The sequence below is a fragment of the Paraburkholderia sediminicola genome, assembly GCF_046026895.1.
In the GTDB taxonomy this organism is placed as follows: Bacteria; Pseudomonadota; Gammaproteobacteria; order Burkholderiales; family Burkholderiaceae; genus Paraburkholderia; species Paraburkholderia sediminicola_C.
This window is the reverse complement of the sequence record NZ_JAQQEU010000020.1, coordinates 16037-42565: the sequence shown is the minus strand read 5'-3', so window position 1 is coordinate 42565 and position 26529 is coordinate 16037. Positions and strand designations below refer to the sequence as shown.

At 65.0% G+C, this 26529-nt stretch carries 21 protein-coding genes, 1 tRNA gene and 2 pseudogenes; 16 read left to right on the top strand and 8 right to left on the bottom strand.

The features are described from left to right. The first annotated feature begins 18 nt into the window (after positions 1-18). Positions 19-1134 carry an ABC transporter ATP-binding protein gene (locus tag PQR02_RS16385; RefSeq protein WP_408232641.1) on the top strand — a complete coding sequence of 372 codons (1116 nt, stop codon included), beginning with the start codon at positions 19-21 and terminating at the stop codon, positions 1132-1134. A gap of 102 nt (positions 1135-1236) precedes the next feature. Here PQR02_RS16385 and PQR02_RS16380 read toward each other — a convergent pair whose 3' ends face one another. The 5 genes from PQR02_RS16380 to trxB all read right to left on the bottom strand — a co-directional run bounded on the left by PQR02_RS16380 (position 1237) and on the right by trxB (position 5852). Beyond that, entirely contained in the window at positions 1237-2154 is a 918-nt protein-coding gene (locus PQR02_RS16380) for a LysR family transcriptional regulator (RefSeq protein ID WP_408232638.1), read from the bottom strand. A 188-nt stretch (positions 2155-2342) separates the two neighbouring features. Further along, entirely contained in the window at positions 2343-3002 is a 660-nt protein-coding gene (locus PQR02_RS16375; protein ID WP_408232635.1) for a glutathione S-transferase family protein, read from the bottom strand. A gap of 145 nt (positions 3003-3147) precedes the next feature. Beyond that, entirely contained in the window at positions 3148-3768 is a 621-nt protein-coding gene (locus tag PQR02_RS16370; protein WP_408232834.1) for a trimeric intracellular cation channel family protein, read from the bottom strand. Between the two features lie 13 nt (positions 3769-3781). Continuing rightward, entirely contained in the window at positions 3782-4540 is a 759-nt protein-coding gene (locus PQR02_RS16365; RefSeq protein WP_408232632.1) for a Smr/MutS family protein, read from the bottom strand. Positions 4541-4850: 310 nt separating this feature from the next. Continuing rightward, a complete protein-coding gene (gene trxB, locus PQR02_RS16360) occupies positions 4851-5852 on the bottom strand; it encodes a thioredoxin-disulfide reductase (protein WP_408232629.1) in 1002 nt (333 codons plus the stop codon). 335 nt (positions 5853-6187) lie between these two features. Here trxB and PQR02_RS16355 point away from each other — a divergent pair, with 335 nt between their 5' ends. Continuing rightward, entirely contained in the window at positions 6188-8497 is a 2310-nt protein-coding gene (locus tag PQR02_RS16355) for a DNA translocase FtsK (protein WP_408232626.1), read from the top strand. Between the two features lie 234 nt (positions 8498-8731). Then, entirely contained in the window at positions 8732-9466 is a 735-nt protein-coding gene (gene lolA / locus PQR02_RS16350; protein WP_408232623.1) for an outer membrane lipoprotein chaperone LolA, read from the top strand. 111 nt (positions 9467-9577) lie between these two features. On the opposite strand, the gene PQR02_RS16345 is transcribed toward lolA, so the two are convergent. Further along, positions 9578-10498 (bottom strand): LysR family transcriptional regulator, encoded by a 921-nt coding sequence (locus PQR02_RS16345; RefSeq protein ID WP_408232620.1) that lies wholly within the window; start codon positions 10496-10498, stop codon positions 9578-9580. A gap of 169 nt (positions 10499-10667) precedes the next feature. Between PQR02_RS16345 and speB the strand changes: the two genes are divergently transcribed. After that, positions 10668-11657 (top strand): agmatinase, encoded by a 990-nt coding sequence (speB, locus tag PQR02_RS16340; RefSeq protein ID WP_408232617.1) that lies wholly within the window; start codon positions 10668-10670, stop codon positions 11655-11657. Between the two features lie 114 nt (positions 11658-11771). Here speB and cytX read toward each other — a convergent pair whose 3' ends face one another. Further along, a complete protein-coding gene (cytX, locus tag PQR02_RS16335) occupies positions 11772-13088 on the bottom strand; it encodes a putative hydroxymethylpyrimidine transporter CytX (RefSeq protein ID WP_408232614.1) in 1317 nt (438 codons plus the stop codon). Positions 13089-13435: 347 nt separating this feature from the next. Between cytX and PQR02_RS16330 the strand changes: the two genes are divergently transcribed. From PQR02_RS16330 to PQR02_RS16280, 11 genes and pseudogenes are all read left to right on the top strand, one after another. Beyond that, on the top strand, positions 13436-14749 hold the full coding sequence (locus PQR02_RS16330) for a replication-associated recombination protein A (RefSeq protein ID WP_408232611.1): 1314 nt from the start codon (positions 13436-13438) through the stop codon (positions 14747-14749). 157 nt (positions 14750-14906) lie between these two features. Next, positions 14907-16202 carry a serine--tRNA ligase gene (gene serS, locus PQR02_RS16325; protein ID WP_408232608.1) on the top strand — a complete coding sequence of 432 codons (1296 nt, stop codon included), beginning with the start codon at positions 14907-14909 and terminating at the stop codon, positions 16200-16202. 145 nt (positions 16203-16347) lie between these two features. Continuing rightward, positions 16348-16437: transfer RNA gene (locus PQR02_RS16320), tRNA-Ser, on the top strand. A 114-nt stretch (positions 16438-16551) separates the two neighbouring features. Continuing rightward, positions 16552-17786: pseudogene (locus PQR02_RS16315) on the top strand (NAD(P)/FAD-dependent oxidoreductase). A 115-nt stretch (positions 17787-17901) separates the two neighbouring features. Next, positions 17902-18327: pseudogene (locus PQR02_RS16310) on the top strand (DUF1365 domain-containing protein); the annotation flags it as partial. Positions 18328-18915: 588 nt separating this feature from the next. Continuing rightward, positions 18916-19701: a type I methionyl aminopeptidase gene (gene map, locus PQR02_RS16305; protein ID WP_408232605.1), complete on the top strand. Its 786-nt coding sequence runs from the start codon at positions 18916-18918 to the stop codon at positions 19699-19701. 173 nt (positions 19702-19874) lie between these two features. Continuing rightward, positions 19875-20408 carry a GNAT family N-acetyltransferase gene (locus PQR02_RS16300; protein WP_408232602.1) on the top strand — a complete coding sequence of 178 codons (534 nt, stop codon included), beginning with the start codon at positions 19875-19877 and terminating at the stop codon, positions 20406-20408. A 211-nt stretch (positions 20409-20619) separates the two neighbouring features. Further along, complete coding sequence (minC, locus tag PQR02_RS16295; RefSeq protein WP_408232599.1) at positions 20620-21447, top strand: septum site-determining protein MinC; 828 nt, start codon at positions 20620-20622, stop codon at positions 21445-21447. Positions 21448-21551: 104 nt separating this feature from the next. Next, complete coding sequence (gene minD / locus PQR02_RS16290) at positions 21552-22367, top strand: septum site-determining protein MinD (RefSeq protein WP_027799748.1); 816 nt, start codon at positions 21552-21554, stop codon at positions 22365-22367. 14 nt (positions 22368-22381) lie between these two features. Next, positions 22382-22636, top strand: a complete 255-nt coding sequence (minE, locus tag PQR02_RS16285) for a cell division topological specificity factor MinE (RefSeq protein ID WP_008922443.1) — start codon at positions 22382-22384, stop codon at positions 22634-22636. 380 nt (positions 22637-23016) lie between these two features. After that, positions 23017-23328 carry a hypothetical protein gene (locus tag PQR02_RS16280; protein WP_408232596.1) on the top strand — a complete coding sequence of 104 codons (312 nt, stop codon included), beginning with the start codon at positions 23017-23019 and terminating at the stop codon, positions 23326-23328. Positions 23329-23583: 255 nt separating this feature from the next. On the opposite strand, the gene PQR02_RS16275 is transcribed toward PQR02_RS16280, so the two are convergent. Then, positions 23584-24990, bottom strand: a complete 1407-nt coding sequence (locus tag PQR02_RS16275; RefSeq protein WP_408232593.1) for a chloride channel protein — start codon at positions 24988-24990, stop codon at positions 23584-23586. Between the two features lie 252 nt (positions 24991-25242). On the opposite strand from PQR02_RS16275, the gene waaC reads away from it, so the two are divergent. After that, positions 25243-26247 (top strand): lipopolysaccharide heptosyltransferase I, encoded by a 1005-nt coding sequence (gene waaC / locus PQR02_RS16270; protein ID WP_408232590.1) that lies wholly within the window; start codon positions 25243-25245, stop codon positions 26245-26247. The last annotated feature ends 282 nt before the right edge of the window (positions 26248-26529 follow it).

Below are 26529 nucleotides of genomic sequence, written 5' to 3'. Positions count from 1 at the left end.
GACAAGAGGATTCACAGCATGGCAAGCCTATCCATCCGTGACGTGTTCAAGACTTACCCGAACGGGGTGCCCGTTCTGAAGGGTGTCAATATCGACATCGAAGACGGCCAGTTCCTGATTCTGGTCGGCGGCTCGGGCTGCGGTAAGTCGACGCTGCTCAACATGATCGCCGGCCTCGAAACCGTGACCAAGGGCGAGATCCAGATCGACGGCAAGACGGTCAACAACCTGTCGCCGAAAGATCGCGACATCGCGATGGTGTTCCAGTCATACGCGCTGTATCCGTCCATGACGGTGCGCGAGAACATCTCGTTCGGCCTCAACATCCGCAAGGTGCCGAAGCAGGAGCAGACGCAGATCGTCGATCGCGTGTCGAACACGCTGCAGATCACGCACCTGCTCGACCGCAAACCGGGCCAACTGTCCGGCGGCCAGCGTCAGCGTGTGGCGATGGGCCGCGCTCTCGCGCGCGATCCGGTGATGTTCCTGTTCGACGAGCCGTTGTCGAACCTCGACGCGAAGCTGCGTATCGAGATGCGTTCGGAAATCAAGCTGCTGCATCAGCGCCTCGGCACGACGATCGTCTACGTGACGCACGATCAGATCGAAGCGATGACGCTCGGCGACCGCATCGCGGTGATGAAGGACGGCATCGTGCAGCAGTTCGGCGCGCCGCAGGAGATCTACGACTCGCCGTCGAATCTGTTCGTGGCCGGCTTCATCGGCGCGCCGCCGATGAACTTCATCCAGGGCAAGCTGGTGGAGCAGGGCGCGGGCGTCGGCATCGAGCTGGACACGGGCGTTGCGCGCAAGGCGCTGGCGTTGCCGTTCGACTCGGCGAAGGTGAAGTCGCATGTCGGCCGCGAGGTGATTCTCGGCCTGCGGCCGGAGCGCATCACCGACAAGCGCGGCGCGCACGGCGACGACTCGCAGTTGCAACCGGTCGAAGTGAAGGTCGACGTGATCGAGCCGACCGGCCCGGACACGCTGGTGTTCGCGCAGGTCAACGGCAAGCGCGTGGTGAGCCGCGTGCACCCGGCGTCGAATCCGCAACCGCTGTCCAATACGACGCTGTTGTTCGATACATCGAAGGCGGTGCTGTTCGATCCGGCCAACGAAGAGCGGATCGCCTGAGCGAAACGATTCGCCTGGCTGTTGGACGGTTGAGAAAAGCCCCATGCGTTTTACGACGCGTGGGGCTTTGTTTTGATGGCGTGAGTCGCGAGGGTGCCGGCCTCACGCGTCCGGGATGCGCAGGTCCGGGTTGTTGCGCGCCAGCGCCGTCACCCATTCGATGAACGCGCGCAGCCGCGAACTCAGATTGCGGCGGTGCGCGTAAAGGACCGAAAGCGGCGCGCCCGGGCTCGTGTAGTGCGTGAGAATTTCCTTGAGCGCGCCTTGCTTGATCAGTTCGGCGACCATGAAGCGCGATGGCTGGATGATCCCGTGGCCGAGCGCGCCCGCGCCGATGTACACCGAGCCGTCGTTCACCGCGAGCACGCTTTTCATCGCGACCTTTGCGATCTCGCCGTCCACCTGGTATTCGAACGGAAAGGTCCGGCCGGTGCGCGCGGACACGTAGTTGACGGCGCGATGCTCGGCGAGTTCTTCGAGCGTGGTCGGCGTGCCGTATTTCTGCAGATACGCGGGCGACGCGCACGTGACGATGCGCGCCTCGCCGATGCGCCGCGCGACCAGACTCGACTCTTCCGGCGTGCCCATGCGAATCACGCAATCCACGGCATCCTGGATCAGATCGATGTTGCGATCCGCGAGACCGAGCCGCACGTCGATCTGCGGGTATTGCCGGTAGAAATCGTCGAGCGCGGGCAACAGCAGCGCGCGGGCGAGCGTGCCCGACGTATCGACGCGGATCGTGCCGGCCGGATTTTCGCGCTTGTTCGACAGCGACGATTCCGCGTCGGCGACTTCGGCGAGGATGCGCACGCAGCGTTCGTAGAACGACGCGCCGTCTTCGGTGACGCTCACCTGGCGCGTTGAGCGGTTCAGCAGCCGGACGCCGACGTGTTCCTCCAGTGCCTGGATCGTGCGGCTGACTTTGGCGCGGGGCAGGTCGAGCGATTCGGATACTTTGGTGAAGCTGTTCGCCTCGACGACACGCGTAAATATCTCCATCGCTTCGAAACGGTCCATGTTGTGCCTTGTAAGTGATGGGCAGAGGTGGCCTTCGAGGAGAGTTTACAGGGTGGAAATAGTGTTGTCCTGAAGAGGCTGGACTCCCAGCCCGGAACCTGGCGCGGAGCGTGACTGGCGGGCCGGCGCCGGTTCTCGCTCCGGGCAGCTTCCGCGTGGTGGCCGTTCAAGGCTGTCTGTCGCGCCGCTCAATCCCGGTCGGGCGCGCCGAGCGGAAACAACGGACGATACGGCCGCGCTTCGTCGACCGCTCGCGCGAACGACGGCCTCGCCAGCAGCCTCTGCCGATAGGCCCGCACGTGCGCGAAGGCCGGGTCGATCGGATGCGTCCAGTCGGCATAGAACAGGAACGGGCCGGCGCCGCAGTCGGCGAGGCTGAAGGTGTCGCCAGCGGCCCATTCGCGCTCGGCCATCACGTTGTTCAGCCAGGCGTACGCAGTGTCGAGCATCGCGCGCGCGTCGGCCACCGCGCGCGGGTCGCGCTCCGCCTCGGGGCGCAGACGGTCGTAGACGATCTTTTGCTGCGGCGTCGAGATGTAATTGTCGAAGAAGCGGTCCATGCTGCGCACTTCGAGCGCGGCGCGCGGGTCGGTGGGCAGCAGCGGCCTCGGCCCCGGATGATACAGGCCGAGATATTCGATGATGATGGTCGCCTCGACCACGGTCCGGCTGCCGTCGACCAGCACCGGAAAGCGCTTGATCGGCCACAGCGCGGCGAATTCGGCCAGCACTTGCGGGTGGTCTTGCGACACAAGGCGCAGCTCGAACGGCGTGCCGTTTTCGTAAAGCGCGGTCAGGGCCTTCTGGCAGTACGAGGAGAACGGGTGGGCATAGAGTTTCAGGGTCATCGCGGTCACCTTGGGCGGTTGCGGGTGCGCCGTGGCGCAACGCCGGCCGCAAGGGCCGTGTAAGTCACGACGAACGGCGAGCGCGAAAATCGACAGCCGTGAATCGGGCTTGCCGCATTGAGTGCCGCCGGCAATCCGGCCGCGCTCAATGCGGCAAGCGGACCTCGAACCGGTACGTCACCAGCCGTGCCAGCAGGATAAACGCGGTCGCGACCAGCACGCTATACACCGTGTCGAAGTTCACATAGTCCAGCAGCACGTACAGCCAGCAGCCCACGAACGCGCACGTCGCGTAAGGCCGCGAGTCGCGCAGGATCAGCGGCACTTCGTTGCACAGCACGTCGCGGATCACGCCGCCGAACACGCCCGTCAACACGCCCATCATCACCGCCGTGAACCACGGCATCTGCGCGTCGTGCGCGATCGACGTGCCCGCGATGCTGAAGAGGCCCAGTCCCACGGCGTCCGCGACCAGCAGCACGCGCTCGGAGAGCAGGCGCGAGGTCATCTTCAGCAGCGTCGGCGCGAACAGCGACATCACGAAGATCGCGATCAGATAGCCTTGATGCTCGACCCAGTAGAACGGCCGCCGCTCCAGCAGCACGTCGCGCAACGTGCCGCCGCCGAAGGCCGTGGCGATCGCCACGAGGAAGGTGCCCACCGCGTCGAGCCGGCGGCTTCTGGCTTCGATGAACCCGGAAATCGCGTACGCGAAAATCGCCAGCGCTTCCATGATGGTCAGCGCCAGCGTCAGCCTTGGATGGATCACTGCGGCTCCGTCAGGGCTTGGGGGGTGTCGGCAACGCGCCCGGCTGCAACAGCACGACCACCGCGCCGGCGCCGCCGTCATGCGGCCGCGCCTGACAGAACGCGATCACTTCCGACTTCTGCACCAGCCACGCGCGCACTTTGCCCTTCAACACCGGCTCCTTGCCGATCGATCCCAAACCCTTGCCGTGGATCACGCGCAAGCAGCGCAAGCCGCGTTTCACCGACTCGCGGATGAACTCGGCGAGCGCCTCGCGCGCTTCTTCGCGCCGCATTCCATGCAGGTCGATTTGCGCCTGCACGATCCACGCGCCGCGCCGCAGTTTTCGCACGACTTCCTGGCTCACGCCGGGGCGGCAGTAGGACAGCGTTTCGTCGGTTTCGAGCAGTACTTCGGGATCGAACTCGTCGGAGATTGCTTCATGCAGGACGGCTTCTTCGTCGAGCCTGGTTTGCACCGGCAGCGGCGGCGGGGGATTGCGCGGCAACGGCGCGCGCGGTGGCGTCGCGAGCGGCGCGACCGCGCCGATCTCGCGGCGGAACAGGTCGGCGTCCGCCGCTGCTTCGCGCTGCGCCGCCGCCGCGGCGGTGCGTTCGCGCTCGCGCCGTTGCGTATCGACCTTCAAGGCGTCGCGCAGCGCGCCGAGGCCGGCGAGCCCCTCCGCTCGATCGAGCTTCGGTTGGGCGGCGCGCGCGGCCGGTTCAGGCGCGGGCTTCGCGGCGGCTCGCGGGCGCTTCGGGTCGCTTGGGTGGGGGTGATTCTTCGCCATATCGGTAATACACGCAGAAAATGTGGGTCGGTCGCGCGATGGTTTTTTACGGGCGTTGAAACGGATGTTGCGGTGTTGTGGCGAAGCGCTCGACAACGGGTCCGCGCAGCAGGTGCATTGCACATGGGCGGCAGGTGTGCGATGCGAGCACGGGCAGCGCTGACATAAGTGCAGCCCAAGGCAAACCCGCCACAAACCTCACCCGCCCGCACACAAAAAAAGCCGCTGGCTTTGCAGCCGCGGCCTTCTCTCAGACAGGCGGCCAGGTCACGCCCACCGCCATTTTACCGTCGCCGTTCAGCGCCGCCGATCAACGCTCGGCTTCCTGGCTCATCACATGCTCGCCGGCCATCTCGTTGATGGTTTCCAGATAGCGCTGCGCGTCCAGTGCCGCCATACAGCCCGTGCCCGCGCTGGTGATCGCCTGACGGTACACGTGGTCCTGCACGTCGCCCGCGGCGAACACGCCCGGCACGCTGGTGGCGGTCGCGAAGCCGTTCAGGCCTCCCTTGGTGATGATGTAGCCGTTCTTCATTTCCAGCTGGCCTGCGAAGATGTCCGTGTTCGGCTTGTGACCGATCGCAACGAACAGGCCCTGCAGCGCGATGTCGGTGGTTTCGCCGGTTTGCGTGTGCTTGATGCGCAGGCCGGTCATGCCTGATTGGTCGCCGGTCACTTCGTCGAGCGTGTGGTTCCACTTGATTTCGACGACGCCTTCCTTTTCCTTCGCCAGCAGGCGGTCGATCAGGATCGGCTCGGCGCGGAACTTGTCGCGGCGATGGATCACCGTCACTTTCTTCGCGATGCCGGCAAGGTACAGCGCTTCCTCGACCGCGGTATTGCCGCCGCCGATCACCGCCACGTGCTGCTGCTTGTAGAAGAAACCGTCGCAGGTCGCGCACGCCGACACGCCTTTGCCCATGAACGCTTCTTCGGACGGCAGGCCGAGATACTGCGCGGACGCGCCGGTCGAGATGATCAGCGAGTCGCAGGTATATTCGCCCGAATCTCCGATCAGGCGCATCGGCTTCTCATTGAGCTTGGCCGTATGGATGTGGTCGAAAATGATTTCGGTGTTGAACCGCTCGGCGTGCTCCAGGAAGCGCGTCATCAGTTCCGGGCCTTGCACGCCGTTGGCGTCGGCGGGCCAGTTTTCGACGTCGGTCGTGGTCATCAGCTGGCCGCCCTGGGCGAGACCCGTGACCAGCACCGGCGCGAGATTGGCGCGCGCCGCGTAGACCGCCGCCGTATAGCCGGCGGGACCGGAGCCGAGAATCAGAACCTTGGCGTGTTTCGTTGAAGTTGCGGGCATGATTGAATCCTTGTACGGCGCCGGGCTCGCCCATGCGAGGCCGTGCGACTTGAGCTGAAACTGTAGATGGGTGCCAGTGCCGCATTATAAAGGGCGGGGCGGGCGGCTGCTTTATGAAGCTTTCCGATCGCCGCGATAGCGTGGCCACAGGTCCCGCGCGCTGCGGCGCCGTGGGCAAACGGCCTCGTTACCGTCATTTACAGCCTTGCGCGGGACACTGCGTTTACAATAGGCCCGATCGAAGTTTCCGGTCGCCGGGATCGGAGCCGAAGCCAGCTGGGTGAGGCTCTGGCCGCGTTTGCGGCCGGCAATCGGCTACCCACGCAACAGGATCAATGGCAAAAGCTCCCTATTCCGCGAGCGCGCAGGCATTGCCGCACCGCATGTCGCGCCTTTTCACCGAAATCCGCTGGATCCTGCAGGTGGCGCTCGGCGTGTTCCTGCTGATGGCGCTCGTCAGCTACAGCCGGCACGATCCGAGCTGGACCCATTCCGCGCAGACCGACCATATCGCCAACTGGGCGGGGCGCGTCGGCGCGCGGACCTCCGACATCATGCTGCTGCTGTTCGGCCTGTCCGCCTACTGGTGGATCGTGCTGCTCGGGCGCCACATTTCCGCCAACTACCGGCGCATCACCCGTCACGAAGACGATCAGGAATCCGGGCCGCGCGGCGTGGGCTGGCTGGCGGACGCGTTCGCGTTCGTGCTGGTGCTGCTCGCGTGCAGCGGCATCGAGGCGTTGCGCATGTGGTCGCTGAAGGTGCAGTTGCCGGGCACCATGGGCGGTGTGGTCGGCGAGGCCGTCGCACGCGGGGTGTCGCATGCGCTGGGGTTCACCGGCGGCACGCTCGCTTTGCTGATCGCGCTCGCCATCGGCCTGTCGCTGTACTTCCGTTTTTCGTGGCTGTCGGTATCGGAGAAGGTCGGCGAGTCGATCATCTCCGCCGTGACCTTCGCGAAGCTGCGCCGCGAGGCCGGCCGCGACCGCAAGCTCGGCGAAGCGGCCGCGGTGAAGCGCGAAGGCAAGGTCGAGAAGGGCCGCGTGCGGATCGAGGAACACGAGCCGGTCGTGATCGTGCCGCCGCTCGTCACGCCGGCCAAATCGGAGCGCGTCGAGAAAGAACGCCAAGTGCCGCTCTTCACCGACCTGCCCGGCGACTCCACGCTGCCGCCCATTTCGCTGCTCGACCCGGCGCCCGCCGCACAGGAAACCATCTCCGCCGATACGCTGGAATTCACCTCGCGTCTGATCGAGAAAAAGCTCAAGGACTTCGGCGTCGAGGTGAGCGTGGTCGCCGCCTATCCGGGGCCGGTCGTCACACGTTATGAAATCGAGCCGGCCACCGGCGTGAAGGGCAGCCAGATCGTCAGTCTGGCGAAGGACCTCGCGCGTTCGCTGTCGCTCGTGTCGATCCGCGTGGTCGAAACGATTCCGGGCAAGAATTTCATGGCGCTGGAGTTACCGAATCAGCGCCGCCAGACCGTGGCCCTGTCGGAGATTCTCGGCTCGGCGGTCTATGCGGACGCCGCGTCGCCGCTGACCATGGGGCTCGGCAAGGACATCGGCGGCAAGCCGGTGTGCGCCGACCTCGCGAAGATGCCGCACCTGCTGGTGGCCGGCACCACCGGTTCTGGCAAGTCGGTGGGGATCAACGCGATGATCCTGTCGCTGCTCTACAAGGCGAGCGCCGACCAGGTCCGCATGATCCTGATCGATCCGAAGATGCTCGAAATGAGCGTCTACGAAGGCATTCCGCATCTGCTGTGTCCGGTGGTGACGGACATGCGCCAGGCCGGTCACGCGCTGAACTGGGCGGTCGCCGAAATGGAGCGGCGCTACAAGCTGATGAGCAAGCTCGGCGTGCGCAACCTCGCCGGCTACAACCACAAGATCGACGATGCGGCCAAGCGCGAAGAGAAGCTGCCGAATCCGTTCAGCCTCACGCCGGACGATCCGGAGCCGCTCACGCGCCTGCCGAACATCGTCGTCGTGATCGACGAACTGGCCGACCTGATGATGGTGGTCGGCAAGAAGGTCGAAGAGCTGATCGCACGGATCGCCCAGAAGGCGCGCGCGGCCGGCATCCATCTGATTCTCGCCACGCAGCGTCCGTCGGTGGACGTGATCACCGGCCTGATCAAGGCCAACGTGCCGACGCGGATGGCTTTCCAGGTGTCGTCGAAGATCGACTCGCGCACCATTCTCGACCAGCAGGGCGCGGAATCGCTGCTCGGCATGGGCGACATGCTGTATCTGCCGCCGGGCAGCGGTTTGCCGGTGCGGGTGCACGGCGCGTTCGTGTCGGACGAAGAGGTGCATCGAGTCGTCGAGAAGCTCAAGGAGCAGGGCGAGCCGAACTATATCGAGGGCATTCTCGAAGGCGGCGTGACCGGCGAGGGCGGCGAGGAAGGCGCGGCGGGCGCCGGTTCGACCGACGGCGAGTCGGATCCGCTGTACGACCAGGCGGTCGACGTGGTGCTGAAGAACCGCCGCGCGTCGATCTCGCTGGTGCAGCGGCATTTGCGCATCGGCTATAACCGGGCCGCGCGTTTGCTCGAGCAGATGGAGAACTCGGGCGTGGTGTCGGCGATGTCGTCGAACGGCAATCGCGAGATTCTCGCGCCGGCGCGGGAAGCGGAATAGGCCGGTGGGCCTTGCGCTGGGTGTGAGGCCGCTCGTGCAGTGAGTCAGAGGTCAAGTGAGGCTCACGGGACACATAAGGCCCGTTTAAGGGCGGCTCCCTAACCAGTCCGATACGGCCCTGGAGCCAAGTCTCGGGGCCGCCCCCAGCAGCACGCCACCCAAGCCAAACGGCCATCGCCTCTCGTCATCGCCCATCGCGGCCGTTCAACGAATTCACTCAAGGGAGAAAATCATATGCAGCGATTCGCGCAGCAGCGCGCTCGACAGAGCACTCAATCCAGCCGCTTCGGCCAACTCGCGCGGACAGTCGTGCGCAGCGTCGCCGGCATGGCGATCGGCGCGTCGGTGTTCGTCGCGTCGCAGGCATTCGCGAGCGGCACCGAACAACTGAAGGCGTTCGTCGCGCAAGTCCACTCGGCGCGCGGCACCTTCGTGCAGCAGGAAGTGCGTGCGCCGAGCAAGGCGCAGGGCGCGAGCGGCGCGCTCTCCACCGGCGGCGCGGGCAAGACCGGCACGTCGAGCGGCACTTTCACGTTCGCGCGTCCCGGCAAGTTCATCTGGCAGTACGAGAAGCCCTATGCACAACTGCTCCAGGCGGACGGCGACAAGCTCTACGTGTACGACAAGGATCTGAACCAGGTGACGGTGCGCGCGCTCGGCGGCGCGCTCGGCGCAAGCCCGGCGGCGATCCTGTTCGGCAGCAACGATCTGGACAAGAACTTCACGCTGCGCGATGCGGGCGTGAAGGCCGGCATCGACTGGCTCGAACTGACGCCGAAGGCGAAGGACACGCAGTTTCAACGCGTCGGCATCGGCTTCAAGGACGGCAATCTGGAAGCGATGGAATTGCACGACGTGTTCGGCAACGTGACGCTGCTCACATTCTCGAACATTCAGAAGAATCCGCCGCTGCCGGCCGATGCGTTCAAGTTCACGGTGCCGAAGGGCGCGGATGTGATCAACGGCTAAGGCTGCTGCGGGTGTGTCGTTTTGCAGGCAAGGAAAGCCGCGCTTCGAGCGCGGCTTTTTCATTGCTGGGCGCGCTCGTCAAAGGCGTGCGTCCACAGCGCCCCGAATGCGCTACTCGTCCACGTCCAGACCCTGCGCCGGATGGGCGGCTTTCATGTCGTCGATAAACGCTTCGACGATATCCGTTCGATATTGCCGCGCCCGCGCGACCATATGAAACGCGGCCCGGTAGCGCATCCGCGCCGGATTCAACGCGGCAAGCAGCCCTTGTTCGACGAACGGCGCCGCGAAATGCCCCGGCAAATAGCCGAGGTGATGGCCGGACAGCACCAGCATCGCGACCGCTTCCATGTTGTCCGCGACGGCGGTGACGTTTTGCGGCGTAGTCGAACTCTCTGCTTCGGGCAGCGGATAACTGCGCCACGCCCATTCATTCTGCGCGGCCTCTTCCGCCGACACGTCGCCCGCCCGCGCGAACAGCGGGTGGCCTTTCGCGCAATAGGCAAACTGATCTTCGGCGAACACCTCGGTGTATTCGAGCGACGGCACGCGATGCCAGAAATAGCCGATGCCGATCTGAATCCGCCCGTTGAGCAGCAACTCTTCCAGTTCGCCCGGCGAGCGCACCAGGATCGAGAAACGCACCGACTGATCGCGCTCGCGAAAGCGGCCGATCGCCTCACTGATGCGCGCGCTGGCCGATACCGGCGTGTGCCCGATCATGCCGATGTCGAGCGTGCCGACCAGCTGGCGGCCCACGTTGCGCGCCTGCATGCCGAAGGTGTCCACCGCCGACATCAGCCCGCGGGCGGCCTCGATGAACTGCTCGCCGCGCGCGGTCAGGCTGAAGCCGCCGCGCCCGCGCTCGCATAGCCGGTAGCCGAGCCGCGTTTCGAGCGTGGCGAGCTGGGTGCTGATGGTCGACTGGCCGACGTTGAGGGTCGCCTGGGCGGACGATACGCCGCCCGCGTCGACGATCGCGAGAAACACGCGGATCAGCCGCAGATCCAGGTCGGTGAGTTGGGAGAACATGCGTCAGCATACATCGCTTGCGATCGATGTGAAGTTCGGCGCCGCGCTATTTCAAGTTCCGGAAAACTGCTCGAGAATGGGGATTCAACCCGGCAAGAGGCGACTTTTATGCGATCCTCGGGCCGGTCCGCACTTTTCTCGTGCCGTCCTCTTTCATTGCCGAGCCACGATGAATACCTCCTCTTTCATTTCCCCCGACGCCGGCGAACGGCCGCAGCCGCTGTCCGGCAACGCGATGCCACGCTGCGGCGGCATCGCGACGATGATGCGGCTGCCGAACGTCGGCTCGGCCGCTGGGTTCGACGCGTGCTTCGTCGGCGTGCCGTTCGATCTCGGTACGTCGAACCGCACCGGCGCGCGCTTCGGGCCGCGCCAGATCCGCAGCGAATCGGTGCTGCTGCGTCCATACAACATGGCGACCCGCGCGGCGCCATTCGATTCGCTGCGCGTGGCCGATCTCGGCGACGTCGCGATCAATCCGTATAACCTGCACGACTCGATCGCGCGAATCGAAACCGCCTATGACGAAATTCTGGAGCACGATTGCACGCCGATCACACTCGGCGGCGATCACACCATCGCGCTGCCGATCCTGCGCGCGATTCATCGCAAGCACGGCAAGGTCGGCCTGATTCACGTCGACGCGCACGCCGATGTCAACGACACGATGATGGGCGAGAAGATCGCGCACGGTACGCCGTTTCGCCGCGCGGTCGAAGAGGGCCTGCTCGATTGCGAGCGGGTCGTGCAGATCGGTCTGCGCGGCACGGGCTACGCGGCGGAAGACTTCGACTGGTGCCGCGATCAGGGCTTCGAGGTGGTGCAGGCCGAGGCGTGCTGGAACCAGTCGCTCGCGCCGCTGATGGCGCGCGTGCGCGAGCGGATGGGCGACGGCCCGGTGTACATCACGTTCGACATCGACGGGATCGATCCGGCCTTCGCGCCGGGGACGGGCACGCCGGAGATCGCGGGGCTGACGGTGCCGCAGGCGCTGGAGATCATTCGCGGCGCGCGCGGGTTGAACATTGTCGGCTGCGATCTGGTCGAGGTGGCGCCGCCGTACGATCCGTTCGGCACGACCGCGCTGCTCGGCGCGAATCTCGCGTTCGAGTTGCTGTGCGTGCTGCCGGGCGTCGAGTATCGGGTGGCCGCGCGGTAGAGTGATCCGCGTCGCGTGACGTGTGATCTTTGGCGCGTCACGTGCAAGAAAAAGCCTGCAAACGCAGGCCTTTTCTTCGTCAGCCGACTAGCGCGGACAACGCGCCGCGAAGCGTCAAGCGTAAGCAGTCTTGCGCGCCGACACGAACACGAAGTAGCACACCGCGCCGATCACCAGCGACGGCAACGTCGCGCCGAGATTCGGCAGCCATTGATTGATCACCTGATACGCGGCGATGCCGATCGCCCACGCGATGAACGCGCTCAGATGCCAGCCGCCCGAGAAGCCATAACGGCCACGCACGTTGGCTAGCGCGGCGGCTTCGATGCGGCGCTTGCGCACGATGAAGTGATCCATCAGCACCACCCCGAATAGCGGCGCGAACACCGAGCCGATCAGCAGCAGGAAGTTCTGATACTTCGCCATCGGCACGAGCAGTGCGATCAGCGTACACAGTGCGCCGAACGCGGCTGACAACCACGGCACGCTGCCGCGCGTCCAGAACGTGCCGGTCGAGACGGCGGCCGAGTGGATGTCGGCGAACGCGTTGTCGATTTCGTCGATCAGGATCAGCAGCAGCGCGAAGCCGCCGCCGGCTTGGGCCAGCGCGCCGGTCAGCAGCGCGTCGCCGCCGCCGGCCGCGAGGCCATACACCGCGCCGAGCGCATAGAACCAGATGTTCGCGATCCCATAGCCGAGCAGCGTGCCGCGGAACGTCTCGCCGGGACGCCGGCCGAAGCGGGTGTAGTCGGCGATCAGCGGCAGCCACGACAGCGGCATCGCCACCACCAGGTCGATCGCGCCGCCGAACGACATCTCGCCCGTGCCCGGACGTTGCATCAGTTCCGCGAGGTTGTGCCGCGCGAGCAGATTCCACGTGAGCCACACCGCGCCCGCGAGCAGCAGCCAGATGCCCCAGGTGCGCAGAAAACGCCGCACGAACGACAGCGGCCCGCTGATCGCCAGCAGCGTCGCGAGCAGGCCGAACACCACGGTCCAGATCAGCGGCATTGACAGGCCGAACGCCTGTTTGGCGAGGGCGTCGGCGGAATCGCGCATCACGATCACTTCGAACGAGCCCCAGCCGACCAGTTGCACCGCGTTCAGCACCGCCGGCACCGACGCGCCGCGCACGCCGAGCGTCGGACGCAGCGACGACATCGCCGCGAGCCCCGTGTCCGTGCCGATCACGCCGGCCAGCGCCAGCAGCACCACGCCGATCACGCTGCCGATCACGATCGCCAGCAGCGCGTGCGGCAGCGACAGCCCCGGCACCAGCAGCGCGCCGGCCTGCGCGACCAGCAGGCCGATGCCGAGCGAGAACCAGAGCGCGAACGCGTCGCCGGTGCGGAACGCGCGGCGCGCGTCGGGCACCGGCGTGAGCGGCGCGTAGGTCGAACCGGCGTCGCCGGCGAGTGGATCTTGTGCCATCTGGTCTTGTCCCTGTTGGTGTTGCTTGCCAGGCCGCTTGACGGTCTGGGTGCTAGGTTGCTGGCGCAGCCGCGCTGGCCGTTGTGATCGGCCTCGGCCTGCGCGGGCTGCGTCGTCGATTGCCAAATTTTTTCCGGAGCGATGCCGCGCCGGTCGTTCAACCGTGAGACGCGGCCGTCGTCCCCACGCCGTCACTGTCATAATGCAGGACGTTGCCCGCAGCTTCGCGGGCCGTCTTTGCGCTCATCCGGCAGCACGCCGCCTTCATACGGACCAAACGGACCGAACGGACCCTATGGACCATACGGGACCGCGTCCGGAAAAGCCGAGATTATCCCCAAAACGTCATGTTTGAAGAAACCCGTGCCAATGTTCCGCTCGCCGAACGCCTGCGGCCCCGCAATATCGACGAAGTGATCGGCCAGACGCATCTGCTCGGCCCGAACAAGCCGCTGCGAGTCGCATTCGAATCCGGCGAAGCTCATTCGATGATCCTCTGGGGCCCGCCCGGCGTCGGCAAAACCACGCTCGCGCGGCTCATGGCCGATGCGTTTCACGCCGAGTTCATCGCGTTGTCGGCGGTGCTCTCGGGCGTGAAGGATATCCGCGAAGCCGTCGAGACCGCGCAGATTCATCGCGCGAACGGTCATCAGACGCTCGTGTTCGTCGACGAAGTGCATCGCTTCAACAAGAGCCAGCAGGATGCGTTCTTGCCCCACGTCGAATCGGGGCTGTTCGTGTTCGTCGGCGCGACGACCGAGAACCCGTCGTTCGAGGTGAACAGCGCGTTGCTCTCGCGCGCCGCGGTCTACGTGCTGAAAAGCCTGACCGACGACGAGCAGCGCGAACTGCTCGAACGCGCGCAGCAGGAACTGGGCGGCCTCACGTTCACCGACGAAGCGCGCGACGCGCTGATCGGCTCGGCCGACGGCGACGGCCGCAAGCTGCTGAACAACCTCGAAATCGTCGGGCGCGCGGCCGCGCAGCAAAAGACCACGGAGATCGACGGCGCGTTGCTCGGCAGCGCGCTCGCGGAAAATCTGCGCCGCTTCGACAAAGGCGGCGACGCATTCTACGACCAGATCAGCGCGCTGCATAAATCGGTGCGCGGCAGCAGCCCGGACGGCGCGCTGTACTGGTTCTGCCGGATGCTCGACGGCGGCGCGGACCCGCGTTATCTGGCGCGCCGCATCGTGCGGATGGCGTGGGAGGACATCGGCCTCGCCGATCCGCGCGCGGCGCGCATCGCGCTGGACGCCGCCGAAACCTACGAGCGCCTCGGCACGCCCGAAGGCGAACTGGCGCTGGCGCAGGCCATCATTTATCTGGCGGTCGCGCCGAAGTCGAACGCCGGCTACAACGCGTACAACGAAGCGCGCCGCTTCGTCAGCAAGGACCAGTCGCGCGGGGTGCCGGTGCATCTGCGCAATGCGCCGACCAAGCTGATGAAAGAACTCGGCTACGGCCACGAGTACCGCTACGCGCACGACGAGCCCGATGCCTACGCGGCCGGCGAGACCTATCTGCCGGAGAACATGCGCGATCCGCACTGGTACGAGCCGACGCCGCGCGGTCTGGAGGGCAAGATCGGCGACAAGATGGCGCGTCTGGCCGAGCTGGATGCGCAATGGCGCAGCGAGAACAAGCGGAAGAAGGGCTGAGTTTTTCTGGCGCCTGCGTTAAATGGAGTCCTACTTGCGCTGCTTTGCTTTCAATGCCGTGCCGGCGATCCGCCACGCGTCGACCATCTAACGCACCGGCCGTGCGCGCCGGTGCGCTAAAATCCTCCCTTCATACAACGAACACCCGTCCCATCCCATGCTCGACATTCAGCTGCTGCGCAAAGACCTCGACGGCGTCACCAGGCGCCTCGCCGACCGCGGCTATACCTTCGACGCGGCGGCGTTCACCGCGCTCGAAGCGGAACGCCGCGACACCCAGACCCGTACCGAAGAAATGCAGGCGCGCCGCAACAGCCTGTCGAAGCAGATCGGCGCGATGAAAGGGCGGGGCGAGGACACCTCGGCGGTGATGGCCGAAGTCGGCGGCATCGGCGACGAGATGAAGGCGTCGGCGGCCAGGCTCGACGATATCCAGAAGCGTCTGTCAGACCTGCTGCAAGGCGTGCCGAACCTCGCGCATGAAAGCGTGCCGGTCGGCGACGACGAAACCGGCAATGTCGAAGTGCGCCGCTGGGGCACCCCGCGTCAGTTCGACTTCGAGGTGAAGGATCACGTCGACGTCGGCGCGCCGCTCGGGCTCGACTTCGAAACCGGCGCGAAGCTGTCGGGCGCGCGCTTCACGCTGCTGCGCGGACAGATTGCGCGGCTGCATCGCGCGCTCGCGCAGTTCATGATCGACACGCATACGCAGCAGCACGGCTATACCGAGGTGTACACGCCGTACATCGTGAATCCGGAGATTCTGTACGGCACCGGCCAGTTGCCGAAATTCGCCGACGACATGTTCCGCGTCGAGAAGGGTGGGGAAGAGAACACGGTCACGCAGTATCTGATCTCCACGTCCGAGATTTCGCTGACCAACACGGTGCGCGACAGCATCGTCGAAGCGGACGCGCTGCCGATCAAGCTGACCGCGCATTCGCCGTGCTTCCGCTCGGAAGCGGGCTCGTACGGGCGCGACACGCGCGGCCTGATCCGCCAGCATCAGTTCGACAAGGTCGAGATGGTGCAGATCGTCGCGCCGGAAACGTCGTATGACGCGCTGGAGCAGATGGTCGGCCACGCCGAGGCGATTTTGCAGAAGCTGGAGCTGCCGTATCGCGTGATCACGTTGTGCACGGGCGATATGGGCTTCTCGGCCGCGAAGACCTATGACCTGGAAGTATGGGTGCCGGCGCAGAACACGTATCGCGAGATTTCGAGTTGCTCGAACACGGAGTCGTTCCAGGCGCGCCGGATGCACGCGCGTTATCGCAATGCGCAGGGCAAGCCGGAGCTGGTGCACACGTTGAACGGCTCGGGCCTGGCGGTGGGCCGCACGCTCGTGGCTGTGCTGGAGAACTTCCAGAACGCCGATGGCTCGGTGACGGTGCCGGCGGCGCTGCGGCCTTACCTCGGCGGTGTCGAGCGGCTGGAAGTGAAGGCGGGCTGAACGCTCGCCGGCTGCCAGGCCTCTTTGAAAAATTTTTGATGAGGGGCTTGGAAATCCGATTTGGCTGTTCTATAATATTTCTCTCCCAAGCAACGACCCGCTTGGTTCTGACGAAGCAGCTTCATCGCTGCGTGTTGGAAAACACGGAAAGGTGGCAGAGTGGTCGAATGCGCTGGACTCGAAATCCAGTGTACCTTTAGGGGTACCGTGAGTTCGAATCTCACCCTTTCCGCCAAATTTAAAACCCCCGCAAAGCGAAAGTTTTGCGGGGGTTTTGCTTTTGCGGCGGTGAATCGTCGGGTGGTTTTCGGCAAGGTCGCTGCCGTCCGTATAGCAGTTCAGTGCGCCGATGCGACATGACGGTCACCATCCGGTGCGCATGCAACGATGCGCGAGTAATTGCCAGCAGCTGGCGCGTCAGCACCGCGTCACGCTGTTCGAATCGGCCGACTATGCGGGAGGCCACACGCATCCGGTCGACACTGGTTTCCTCGTGTTCAATGAACGCACGTATCCGAACCTGGTCGCGCTGTTCAGCGAACTCGGCGTCCAGTCGCATCCGAGCGACCTGAGCTTCTCGGTCTCGCTCGACGATGGCCGCCTGGAATGGGCCGGCACCGGTCTGAACACGGTCTTCGCGCAGCGCCGTAATCTGTTTTCGCCGACCTTCATCGGCGTGTTGCGCGACATCGTGCGGTTCAACCGGGGCGCCCAGCAGAACCTCGAAATCGCGACGCGCACGCGCGTCGATGGCGAACTGCTGACGGCCGGCGACTACGGCGGCGCGTTCCAGCGGCCCTATCTGCTGCCGATGGCCGCCGCAATCTGGTCGAGCGCGACCGCCGACATCCTCGCATTTACGGCCATCACCTTCCTGCGCTTCTGTCTGAATCACGCCCTGCTGCAGGTGAACCGCCGGCCGCAGTGGCGCACCGTGGTCGGCGCCGGACGGGAGTACGTGACGCGCATCATGAATACGCTCGATGACGTTCGCATCGCCATGCCCGTGCGAAGCCTGCGGCGCTCGGCCGATGGCATCGACGTCTACACCGACGACGGCGCCGAGCGCTTCGACGCACTAGTGCTCGGCACCCACGCGCCAACCACCTTGCGTCTGCGCGAAGACCCCGATCAGGACGAGCGCAGCGTATTGGGCGCGGTGCGTTACCAGCCGAATCTCGCGGTGCTCTGCATACCGATACGACGCTGCTGCCGCGTCGTCGGCGTGTGTGGTCGGCGTGGAATTATCTCGGCACGCGCGGCCGCGACGGTTCGCATCCGGTCTGCGTCAGCTATCCGGTGAATCAGTTGCAGCCGTTGCCATTCAGCACGCCGCTCGTCGTCACGCGTAATCCCGTGACGCCGCCCGCGCCCGGCACTGAGTTGCGCCGCTTTCACTACGACCATCCGCTGTTCGATCTCGCCGCGATCGAGGCGCAGCATCGCTTGCCGTCATTGCAAGGCAAGCGCCGCACGTGGTTCGCGGGCGCGTGGACGGGCTACGGTTTTCACGAGGACGGTCTGAAATCGGCATTGCGCGTCGCTGCGGATTTCAACGCATTGCCGGATTGGGCCAGGCTATGAAGTCCACCCCTCGCGCGAAACCTGTGAGCGGCGTTGCGACGAGCATCACGGCCAACGTCGCGGCCAACGTCGGAGCAGACCTCGCCCCCTCGGCGGGCTGCTGACCGGCCACGTAATGCACGAACGTCTGCGGCCGAAGCCGCATCGCTTCACGTACCCGGTGTTCTATATGCGATGCGATCTGGACCGGCTGGCGTCGCTGGATCGCGGTTGGTTCGGCATCGACCGTTGGCGGCCTCTCAGCCTGCATCGACGCGACCACGGTCCGCGCGACGGCAGTGATCTGGCCGCATGGATGCGCGCGCAACTCTCGGCGGCAGGCATCGAGGAAGCAGAGGGCCGCATCTGGCTGCAGGCTTTTCCGCGTGTGTTCGGCTACGCGTTCAATCCGGTCAGCTTGTGGTTTTGTCACGAGCGCGACGGCCAGTTGCGCGCGCTGCGCGCCGAAGTGCGCAACACCTTCGGCGAGCGCCACAGCTATTTGCTCAGCGCGCGAGGCAACGTGCCGATCACCGCAGGCACGCAGCTCACGTGCCGGAAAGTGCGTACAGGGCTTCGACGAGATTTTCGTGCACACGTGGCGATTGTCTCTGGCGTACTGCGAAGCGGGCTTCGACGAGGGACGCACCGACGTGATGCAGTTCATTCTGGCGAAGTCCGATTGAGAGGTCGACTGGGACGCCCACCGAGAAGCGCGTGGTCGCGGCGCCGACGCATGAGCAGCCAGCGATCGCGCGCGCCTTTACGCAAATCGCGGACTTCAACGAGCTCCCGTTCTTCTGAGAGGAGCCGCGCGATCCGGTAAGAACAAGCTCGTGCGCAACGCCGTCACGAAGCCAACGAAGCAAATCCGTGAGCGGCGGCGAAGCGGCTTGCAAAGCAGCACAAATGGTTTCATCGTGCACCGGCAACACGCCTCGACAGACAGCGCGTCGCAGTTTCCAACCCCGGCCCAGCGTTCAAAAAAATCACGCTGCGACTCCATTCAGCCCGTTTTGCCCGGGTCCGGCGGCGATCCTCTGTACAATTGGCCGGGCGATCGCCGGTGTAAGCATGATTTGCCGGGCCGCTCGCGGCGGCTCGGCATGCGCTGAACATCGATCCCATCCGACCCATATCGACTGAATTCATGGCCATTACCTACAAGTCCCCTGACGACATCGCCAAGCTGCGCATTTCCGGCCGCCTCGCGGCCGACGTGCTGGCAATGATCGGCGAGCACGTCAAGGCCGGCGTCTCCACCGAGGAGCTCGACGCGCTGTGCAACGACTACATCGTCAACACGCAAAAGTCGATTCCGGCCAATGTCGGCTACCTGGGCTTTCCCAAGACGGTTTGCACGTCGGTCAACCAGGTGGTGTGCCACGGCATTCCGAATCGCAACGAGGTCCTGAAGGACGGCGACATCATCAACATCGACGTCGCGATCATCAAGGACGGCTACTTCGGCGACACCAGCCGTATGTATTGCGTGGGCCAGCCGAGTACGGTGGCGCGGCAGCTGATCGACACGACCTACGAGGCGATGCTCGCCGGCATCCGCGAAGTGAAGCCGGGCGCGACGCTCGGCGACGTGGGCTACGCGATCCAGAAAGTGGCGCAGCGCGATGGCTTCTCGATCGTGCGCGACTACTGCGGGCACGGCATCGGCAAGGTCTATCACGAAGACCCGCAAGTGCTGCATTACGGCCAGCCGGGGCAGGGCGTGCGTCTGAAACCGGGCATGGTCTTCACGATCGAGCCGATGATCAATGCGGGCCGCGCGGGCACCACGGTGCAGCGCGACGGCTGGACCGTGGTCACCAAGGACCGCTCGCTGTCGGCGCAATGGGAGCACATGATCGCCGTGACCGACGACGGCTATGAACTGCTAACGCCGTGGCCGGACGGCACCGGCCGCTACGAAGCACCGTGAGCGGATCGAGCGCGCGCTTGGCGAAGCTCGCGGCGGGGCGAGAGACCTGCCGTCCGGTTGTGCGTGTCGTCTATCCGTTTTTGTGCGGCGGTCCAATCGTGTCAATAATGATTTGACTCGCGCGCCGGTTCGGTTAAAGCTACGTCTTAGGGTTTCAAGGGGTTTTCGTCTGCATGAGTCCGTCATTGACCGTTCGCCGTATCGCCGCTGACCAGGGCGCCGTTTTTCGCGAACTCCGTACTGCGTCGTTGCGGGAGGCGCCCTATGCCTTCGGCGCGACACTCGAGGACGCATTGTCGGCGGATGTCGCCAGTTTCGACGCCACCGCCGCGGAGCGCGCGGTGTCGGTTTCCATCAGCACCTTCATCCTGTACACCGAAGGCCATCCAGCCGGCCTGATCGAAGCGCACTTCGACGACACCCCGGCGCGCCGCGCGTTCGTCTGCGAGTTGTGGGTGGCGCCGGCCGTGCGTCATCTGCGCGGCGGCGAACTGCTGGTCGACACCGCCGGCAGCTGGCTCGCGGGCGAAGGCGCCACGGAAATCTACGCGTGGGTCGCCGACGCCAATCGCAATGCGATGCGCTTTTACGAGGCGCTCGGTTTCAATCAGACCGGCGAGCATCGCCGCGTAGCACGTGCGCCCGAGCAGATCGAAAGTCTGCTGGTGCGCCATGTGCCGGGCACGTCCCAGGTGTCCCACCAGTGATCTCGCGAGCGGCGCAACAGCGTGCCGCTCGATTCCCCTGCGCGTCTGTCCCACGATCTTGCTCGAGCGATCGAGCACGGTCATCGGCGGCTGCGTGGCCTTCATGGCGCGCGCCTGCCGCGCCGCAATCGAGGTGGCTCACTGTTCCGGCAAAAAAGCTCGCCGCGCGCGTGGACGCCTGTAAAATACGCAAAATTTTTTGCCGAACGCTATGTCGCCCAAGAAATCGCCCTTTTTCGAACTGCGCAGCGGCGCTGTCGATACGCTGCTGTTCGTGGTCAAGACAACCGACCTGGACGCCATGCGTGCCGAGCTCACGCGGCGCTTCGAGGCGACCCCCGAATTCTTCGCTAACGACGTCGTCGCGATCGACGTGCGCCGCCTCGCCGCGAACGAGCGCGTGCCGCTTGGCGACATTGCGCAACTGCTCGACAGCGTGCGCATGCGGCCGGTCGGCGTGGTCGCCAACGCGCAGCAGACGTGGGCGGCTGAATCGGCGTTGCCGCTGCTCGAAGCGCGCGATCGTCGCGGCGCTGCTTCGAAGCCGACCGATGAGGACAGCGCCACTGCCGACGCGCAAGCCGTCAACGGCCCGAACGCGGCCACGGCAGCCGCCGCACCACCCGCAGTCGCCGGCACACCGGCCACGGCCGCCGCAGTCGAGCCCGCTCCCGCCGCCGAGCCCGTGCGGCTCGCCACCTCGTCGCAAACGATGGTGGTCGACAAGCCGCTGCGCTCCGGCCAGCGCATCTACGCGAAGGGCGATCTGGTCGTGCTCGGCCTCGTGAGCTACGGCGCGGAAGTGATCGCGGAAGGCAACATTCATATTTACGCGCCGTTGCGCGGCCGGGCACTGGCCGGCGTGCAGGGCAATCACGACGCGCGTATTTTCTGCACGTGTCTCGAACCGGAACTGATCTCGATCGCGGGCATCTATCGAACGACGGAGAACCCGCTGCCGTCCGACGTGCTCGGCAAGCCGGTGCAGATCTGGCTCGAAGAAGAAAAGCTGATGATCGAACCGCTGCGGCTCACCTGAGCGCCAGGAAACGGAAGCTGCGCTGAACAAATCTGGCGCGCGGCGTTTCACGGCAAATATGGCCGCACATAATTGATGAATTTGACGAACACAAGGTAAGGGTAATGGCAAAAATCATTGTGGTGACTTCGGGCAAGGGTGGCGTGGGCAAGACGACCACGAGCGCGAGTTTTGCATCGGCCCTCGCACTGCGTGGCAGCAAGACCGCCGTGATCGACTTCGACGTCGGCCTGCGTAACCTCGACCTCATCATGGGCTGCGAGCGCCGGGTGGTGTACGACCTGATCAACGTGATCCAGGGCGAAGCCAATCTGAACCAGGCGCTGATCAAGGACAAGAAGTGCGAGAACCTCTTTATCCTCCCGGCGTCGCAGACGCGCGATAAAGACGCGCTGACGATGGAAGGCGTCGAGAAGGTCATCAACGATCTGATCGCAATGGACTTCGAATACATCGTCTGCGATTCGCCGGCCGGCATCGAGTCGGGCGCGCTGCTCGCGATGCACTTCGCCGACGAAGCGCTGATCGTGACCAACCCGGAAGTGTCGTCGGTGCGCGACTCGGACCGCATTCTCGGCATCCTCTCGTCGAAGACCAAGCGCGCGATCGAAAGCAAGGAGCCGATCAAGGAGCACCTGCTGATCACCCGCTACAACCCGAAGCGCGTCAGCGAAGGCGAAATGCTGTCGCTCACCGACATCCAGGAAATTCTGCGCATCGATCTGATCGGCGTGATTCCGGAATCGGAAGCGGTGCTGCACGCGTCGAACCAGGGTCTGCCCGCCGTGCATCTGGACGGCACCGACGTGGCCGAAGCCTATAAGGATGTCGTGTCGCGTTTCCTCGGCGAGCAGAAGTCGCTTCGCTTTACCGACTACCAGAAGCCCGGGCTGCTGCAGCGCCTCTTCGGCACCAAGTAAGGGGAGCGCACGTAATGTCGATTCTTTCGTTTTTGCTGGGCGAGAAGAAGAAGTCCGCGTCGGTAGCGAAGGAACGCCTGCAGTTGATCATCGCGCACGAGCGCGCCGGCGGCCACGCGCCCGCCGATTATCTGCCTGCGTTGCAACGCGAACTGGTAGCCGTGATTTCGAAGTACGTGAAGATTTCCGATGACGATATACGCGTGAGTCTCGAGCGTCAGGACGACCTCGAAGTGCTCGAGGTCAAGATCGAAATACCGCAGGCTTGATCGTTCAGGCGCAGTCCGGTTTTGCGGTTGGTTTCAGTTGATGTTGATGTTGATGTGCAGTGCGCCGCGCGGCGTTGCGTTCGAATGACGCGACGCCGTGGGGTGCGCGAGCGCCGAGGCTATTGTCTTTGCCGCGTGACCCCAGGCGCGGTGTCTCCGTAGTTCTATTCCCCGTGGTTTTCTCTGCATCGACTCGCGGCCTCGTTCCACTGCGTTGCGTTCGTGTGCGGTCTCACGCGCCTTCGCGCACGTTCCGGCCTTTCGTCGAAATAATCCGTTGCACTTCAGCCTGCGCCGTAACACGCCCGCAGTCAGCCGCTAGCGGCCCTCGCGCATTAAACGGATAACGCCGTATTCGGTGTTCAACGAGGGAGGGCATCATGAACAAGAACTTTCGCTTGCTACTTGCCAACACCGTATTGATCGCAGCCGGCGTCGCCGCTGCGGCATCCGCGTCGGCCGCCGAAGTGATCGTGATCGCACCGTCCGCGCCGCCGCCCGTGCGTTACGAAGCGGTGCCCGCGCCGCGCGTCGGCTATGTATGGGACCACGGTCACTGGCGTTGGGATCACGGCCGCTACGTGTGGGCTGCGGGTCACTGGCAGGCCGAGCGCGTCGGCTATCACTGGGTCCCGGGTCACTGGGTCTCGCATGGCCCGAACTACCACTGGGTCCAGGGCCACTGGGCGTAACCGCGACAGATGGCGGCGGCGCGTGACACGATGCGCCCGACGCCCGCGCGTCGCCGTTGCCATCGCCGCGACCGGTTCTCCAACACAGGCCTCACGCGTGCGCCCGTTCGCGCGGCGCAGCGCTTACCGATGTATTCCAGGAAACTCGTCGATGAAAAAGAATCTGCTTCTGCTCGCCGCGCTCGCCGTCATGCTGGCCGGCTGCGTCGTCGTGCCGGCGCGGCCGATGTATGTGCACGTGCCGCGCGTGGTCGTCTACTGACGCGGCGCGTCGGCGTCGTCATCAGCGCGCGTTTCGCCGTCGACGTGTGGCGCCGCCGTTTCCGACGCCTCGACGTCGGACACTTCAGGGGCCTCGACTTCAGGCACTTCGGGCACCGGCGCGGGCGCCGGTTTCGGCAGCGGCGCCATATACCGCTGCGCCAGCGACTCATACAGCGGCGGCGCGAAGAAGCGCGACACGCGGCTCGAGATCAACGCGGTGGCCATCAGCGAAATCACCAGCGCATGGCCGTCGATCATCTCCATCACGATCACGAACGACGTGATCGGCGACTGCGTGACAGCGGCCAGATAGCCGACCATCGCGAGCGCGATCAGCATCGGCAATTGCATCGAATCGAACACCATGTGGAGCAGATTGCCGAAGCCCGCGCCGATCGACAGCGACGGCGCAAAGATGCCGCCCGGAATGCCGGGCAGGTATGAGCCGACCATCGCGATCATCTTCAGGAACGGATAGAACATCGACAGCTGTTCATGTCCGTCGAGCAGTCCGCGTGCTTCCGCATAGCCGCTGCCGAACGTCGTGCCGCCCGAAATCAGCCCGACCACCGCGATCGTGAAACCGCATAACGCGGCGAACACGACCGGCCGCTCGCCATGCAGTTGACGCAGCGGCGCCGGAATCCAGCGCGCGGTATTCAGCAGCAGCCAGCCGAACACGCCGCCCGCGACACCGGTGACGACTGCCGTGAGCAGCACCGCGAGCGCGAGCAGGTCGGGAAAGTGCACGCCGATCTGGATCGTGCCGAAGTAGGTGTAGTTGCCGTTCAGCCCGAGCGCGACCACGCCCGCGATGATGATCGCGGTGATCAGCACGCCGCTCGCGCGCGCCTCGAAGCTGCGCGTCAGTTCTTCGATCGCGAACACGATCCCGGCGAGCGGCGTATTGAACGCGGCGGACAAGCCGGCGGCCGCGCCGGCCAGCACGAGCTGCCGTTCGATCAGTGCGTTCGAGCGTGGATAGAGCCTGCGCAGATTGAACATCAGCGCCGCGCCGACCTGCACGGTCGGTCCTTCGCGGCCGATGGTGAAGCCGCCCAGAATCCCCAGAAACGACACCGCGATCTTGCCGAACAGGATCCGGAACGACAGCAGCCGCGCACCGTATTCGCCCGGTTTCGAATGGAGCGTGGCGATCACCTGCGGAATGCCGCTGCCCTCGGCGCCGCGAAAGAAGGTGCGCGTGAGCCACACGGCGAGCGCCGCGATCGCGGGCGTGAGGAACAGCGGCGCCCATATGAACCGGTGCTGCAGCGTGCGGAACTCGGCGTAGCCCCAGTCGATCAAGCGCGCATACAGCACCGCGACCAGGCCGACCGCGATCGCGCCGAGCCAGAAGATGCCGTACTGCCGCCAAAGGCGTCTCGCGCGACGCATGATAGCGGAAGCACCCAGGGAGAAGGGGCGGGACATAGGCGTGTGTGTTGGCGCAAAGGGTGAAGTATAAAGGCGCGCCGCACCGCCTGGCTGCTGTGAAGGCATTTTGAAATGCCGCATAATCGGCAAGGATCAGCCGCCGCATGTAACGCGCCGTATTGAGATGACGCTGCGCGCGCTGCCCGATCCAACCGGGAAAGTTACGATCTTCGGCTAAAATTGCGTGATCTTCGAACAACTGGCAGGTCATTAATGAAGCGAGTCCTAATTGTCAAGGTCACTTCGCTCGGCGACATCGTGCAGGCGCTGCCGGTGGTCGCCGATATCAAGCGCGCGTTTCCGGGCGTGCAGGTCGATTGGGCGGCCGACGAGGCATTCGCCGAACTGGTGCATTGGAGCGAAAGCGTCGACCGCGTGCTGTGCGCGCCGCTGCGGCGCTTCAAGAAGGCACGCCGCTGGGGCGATCTGAAGGCGATCTGGGCGTCCGTCGCCGAATTGCGGGCGTATCGCTACGACTTCATTATCGACATTCACGGCGTCTACAAGAGCGCGATCATCGCGTTCCTCGCGCGCTCGTCGCGGCGCATCGGCTACCAGTCCCAGGACTTGGGAGAACGCGGCGCCGCATTCGCGTACACCGGACGGTTCGGCCCGCGTCCGCAAGGCAATGCGTGGCACGGCATGCGGATCAGCGCAGGCGAGGCGCTGGGCTACGAGGTCGAAGGGCCGCCCATTTACAACCTGCGCCTGCCCGAACCGGTGCGCGGGCCGTTCGAGTCCGGGAGCGCGCCGGTCGCGGCCTTCTTTCACGCCACCTCCAAAGACGACAAGAAGTGGCCGCTGACTCATTGGGCAGCGGTGGGTCGCGAGCTGGCCGGGCGGGGCTTTCGCGTGGTCTTGCCGTGGGGCTCCGCCGGCGAGCGCGCCGAGGCGGAGCAGATCGCCGCGCAGGTGCCCAACTCGGTCGTGCTGCCGCAGATGAACGTGACCGAGATCGCACAGATGATCGACGCTTGCTCGCTGGTGGTCGGCACCGATACCGGCTTCGTCCATCTTGCCCACGCGTTGCAGAAGCGCACCGTGATGATCTTCGTGGCGACGTCGCCGTCGCATTGCGGCGTCGAATCGCCGTACCGTTCGATCTCGGTCGGCGACGGCCGGTCGGTGCCGCCGATCAGTGCCACGCTCGCGGCGATCAACTACGTGCACACCGAGCCGCTGAATTCCGCCGTGCAGCAGTGCTCGGCGGTCGGCTGAACGCTGCTTTTCGCGCTGTCGCGCAATCGTTTGCTCAAAAAGAAAAGAGGCGTGACGCGTAGATCGCCCGATCAGATGGGCGCTGCCACGTAACGCCTCCGAAAGCGCCCGTGTCGGGGAACAGCGGGCGGAGAGGAAATCGTTTGTTGCGAAGAGCGGTCGAAGCCAACGGCCGTAGATGGCCGTCGGATTCAACGGTTCTCATCCCACAGGCACGAACGCAAATGCCTGATCGCGCCGTTCGGCGCCGCGCCGATAACCCCGCGAAGCACTGGCGCGAGG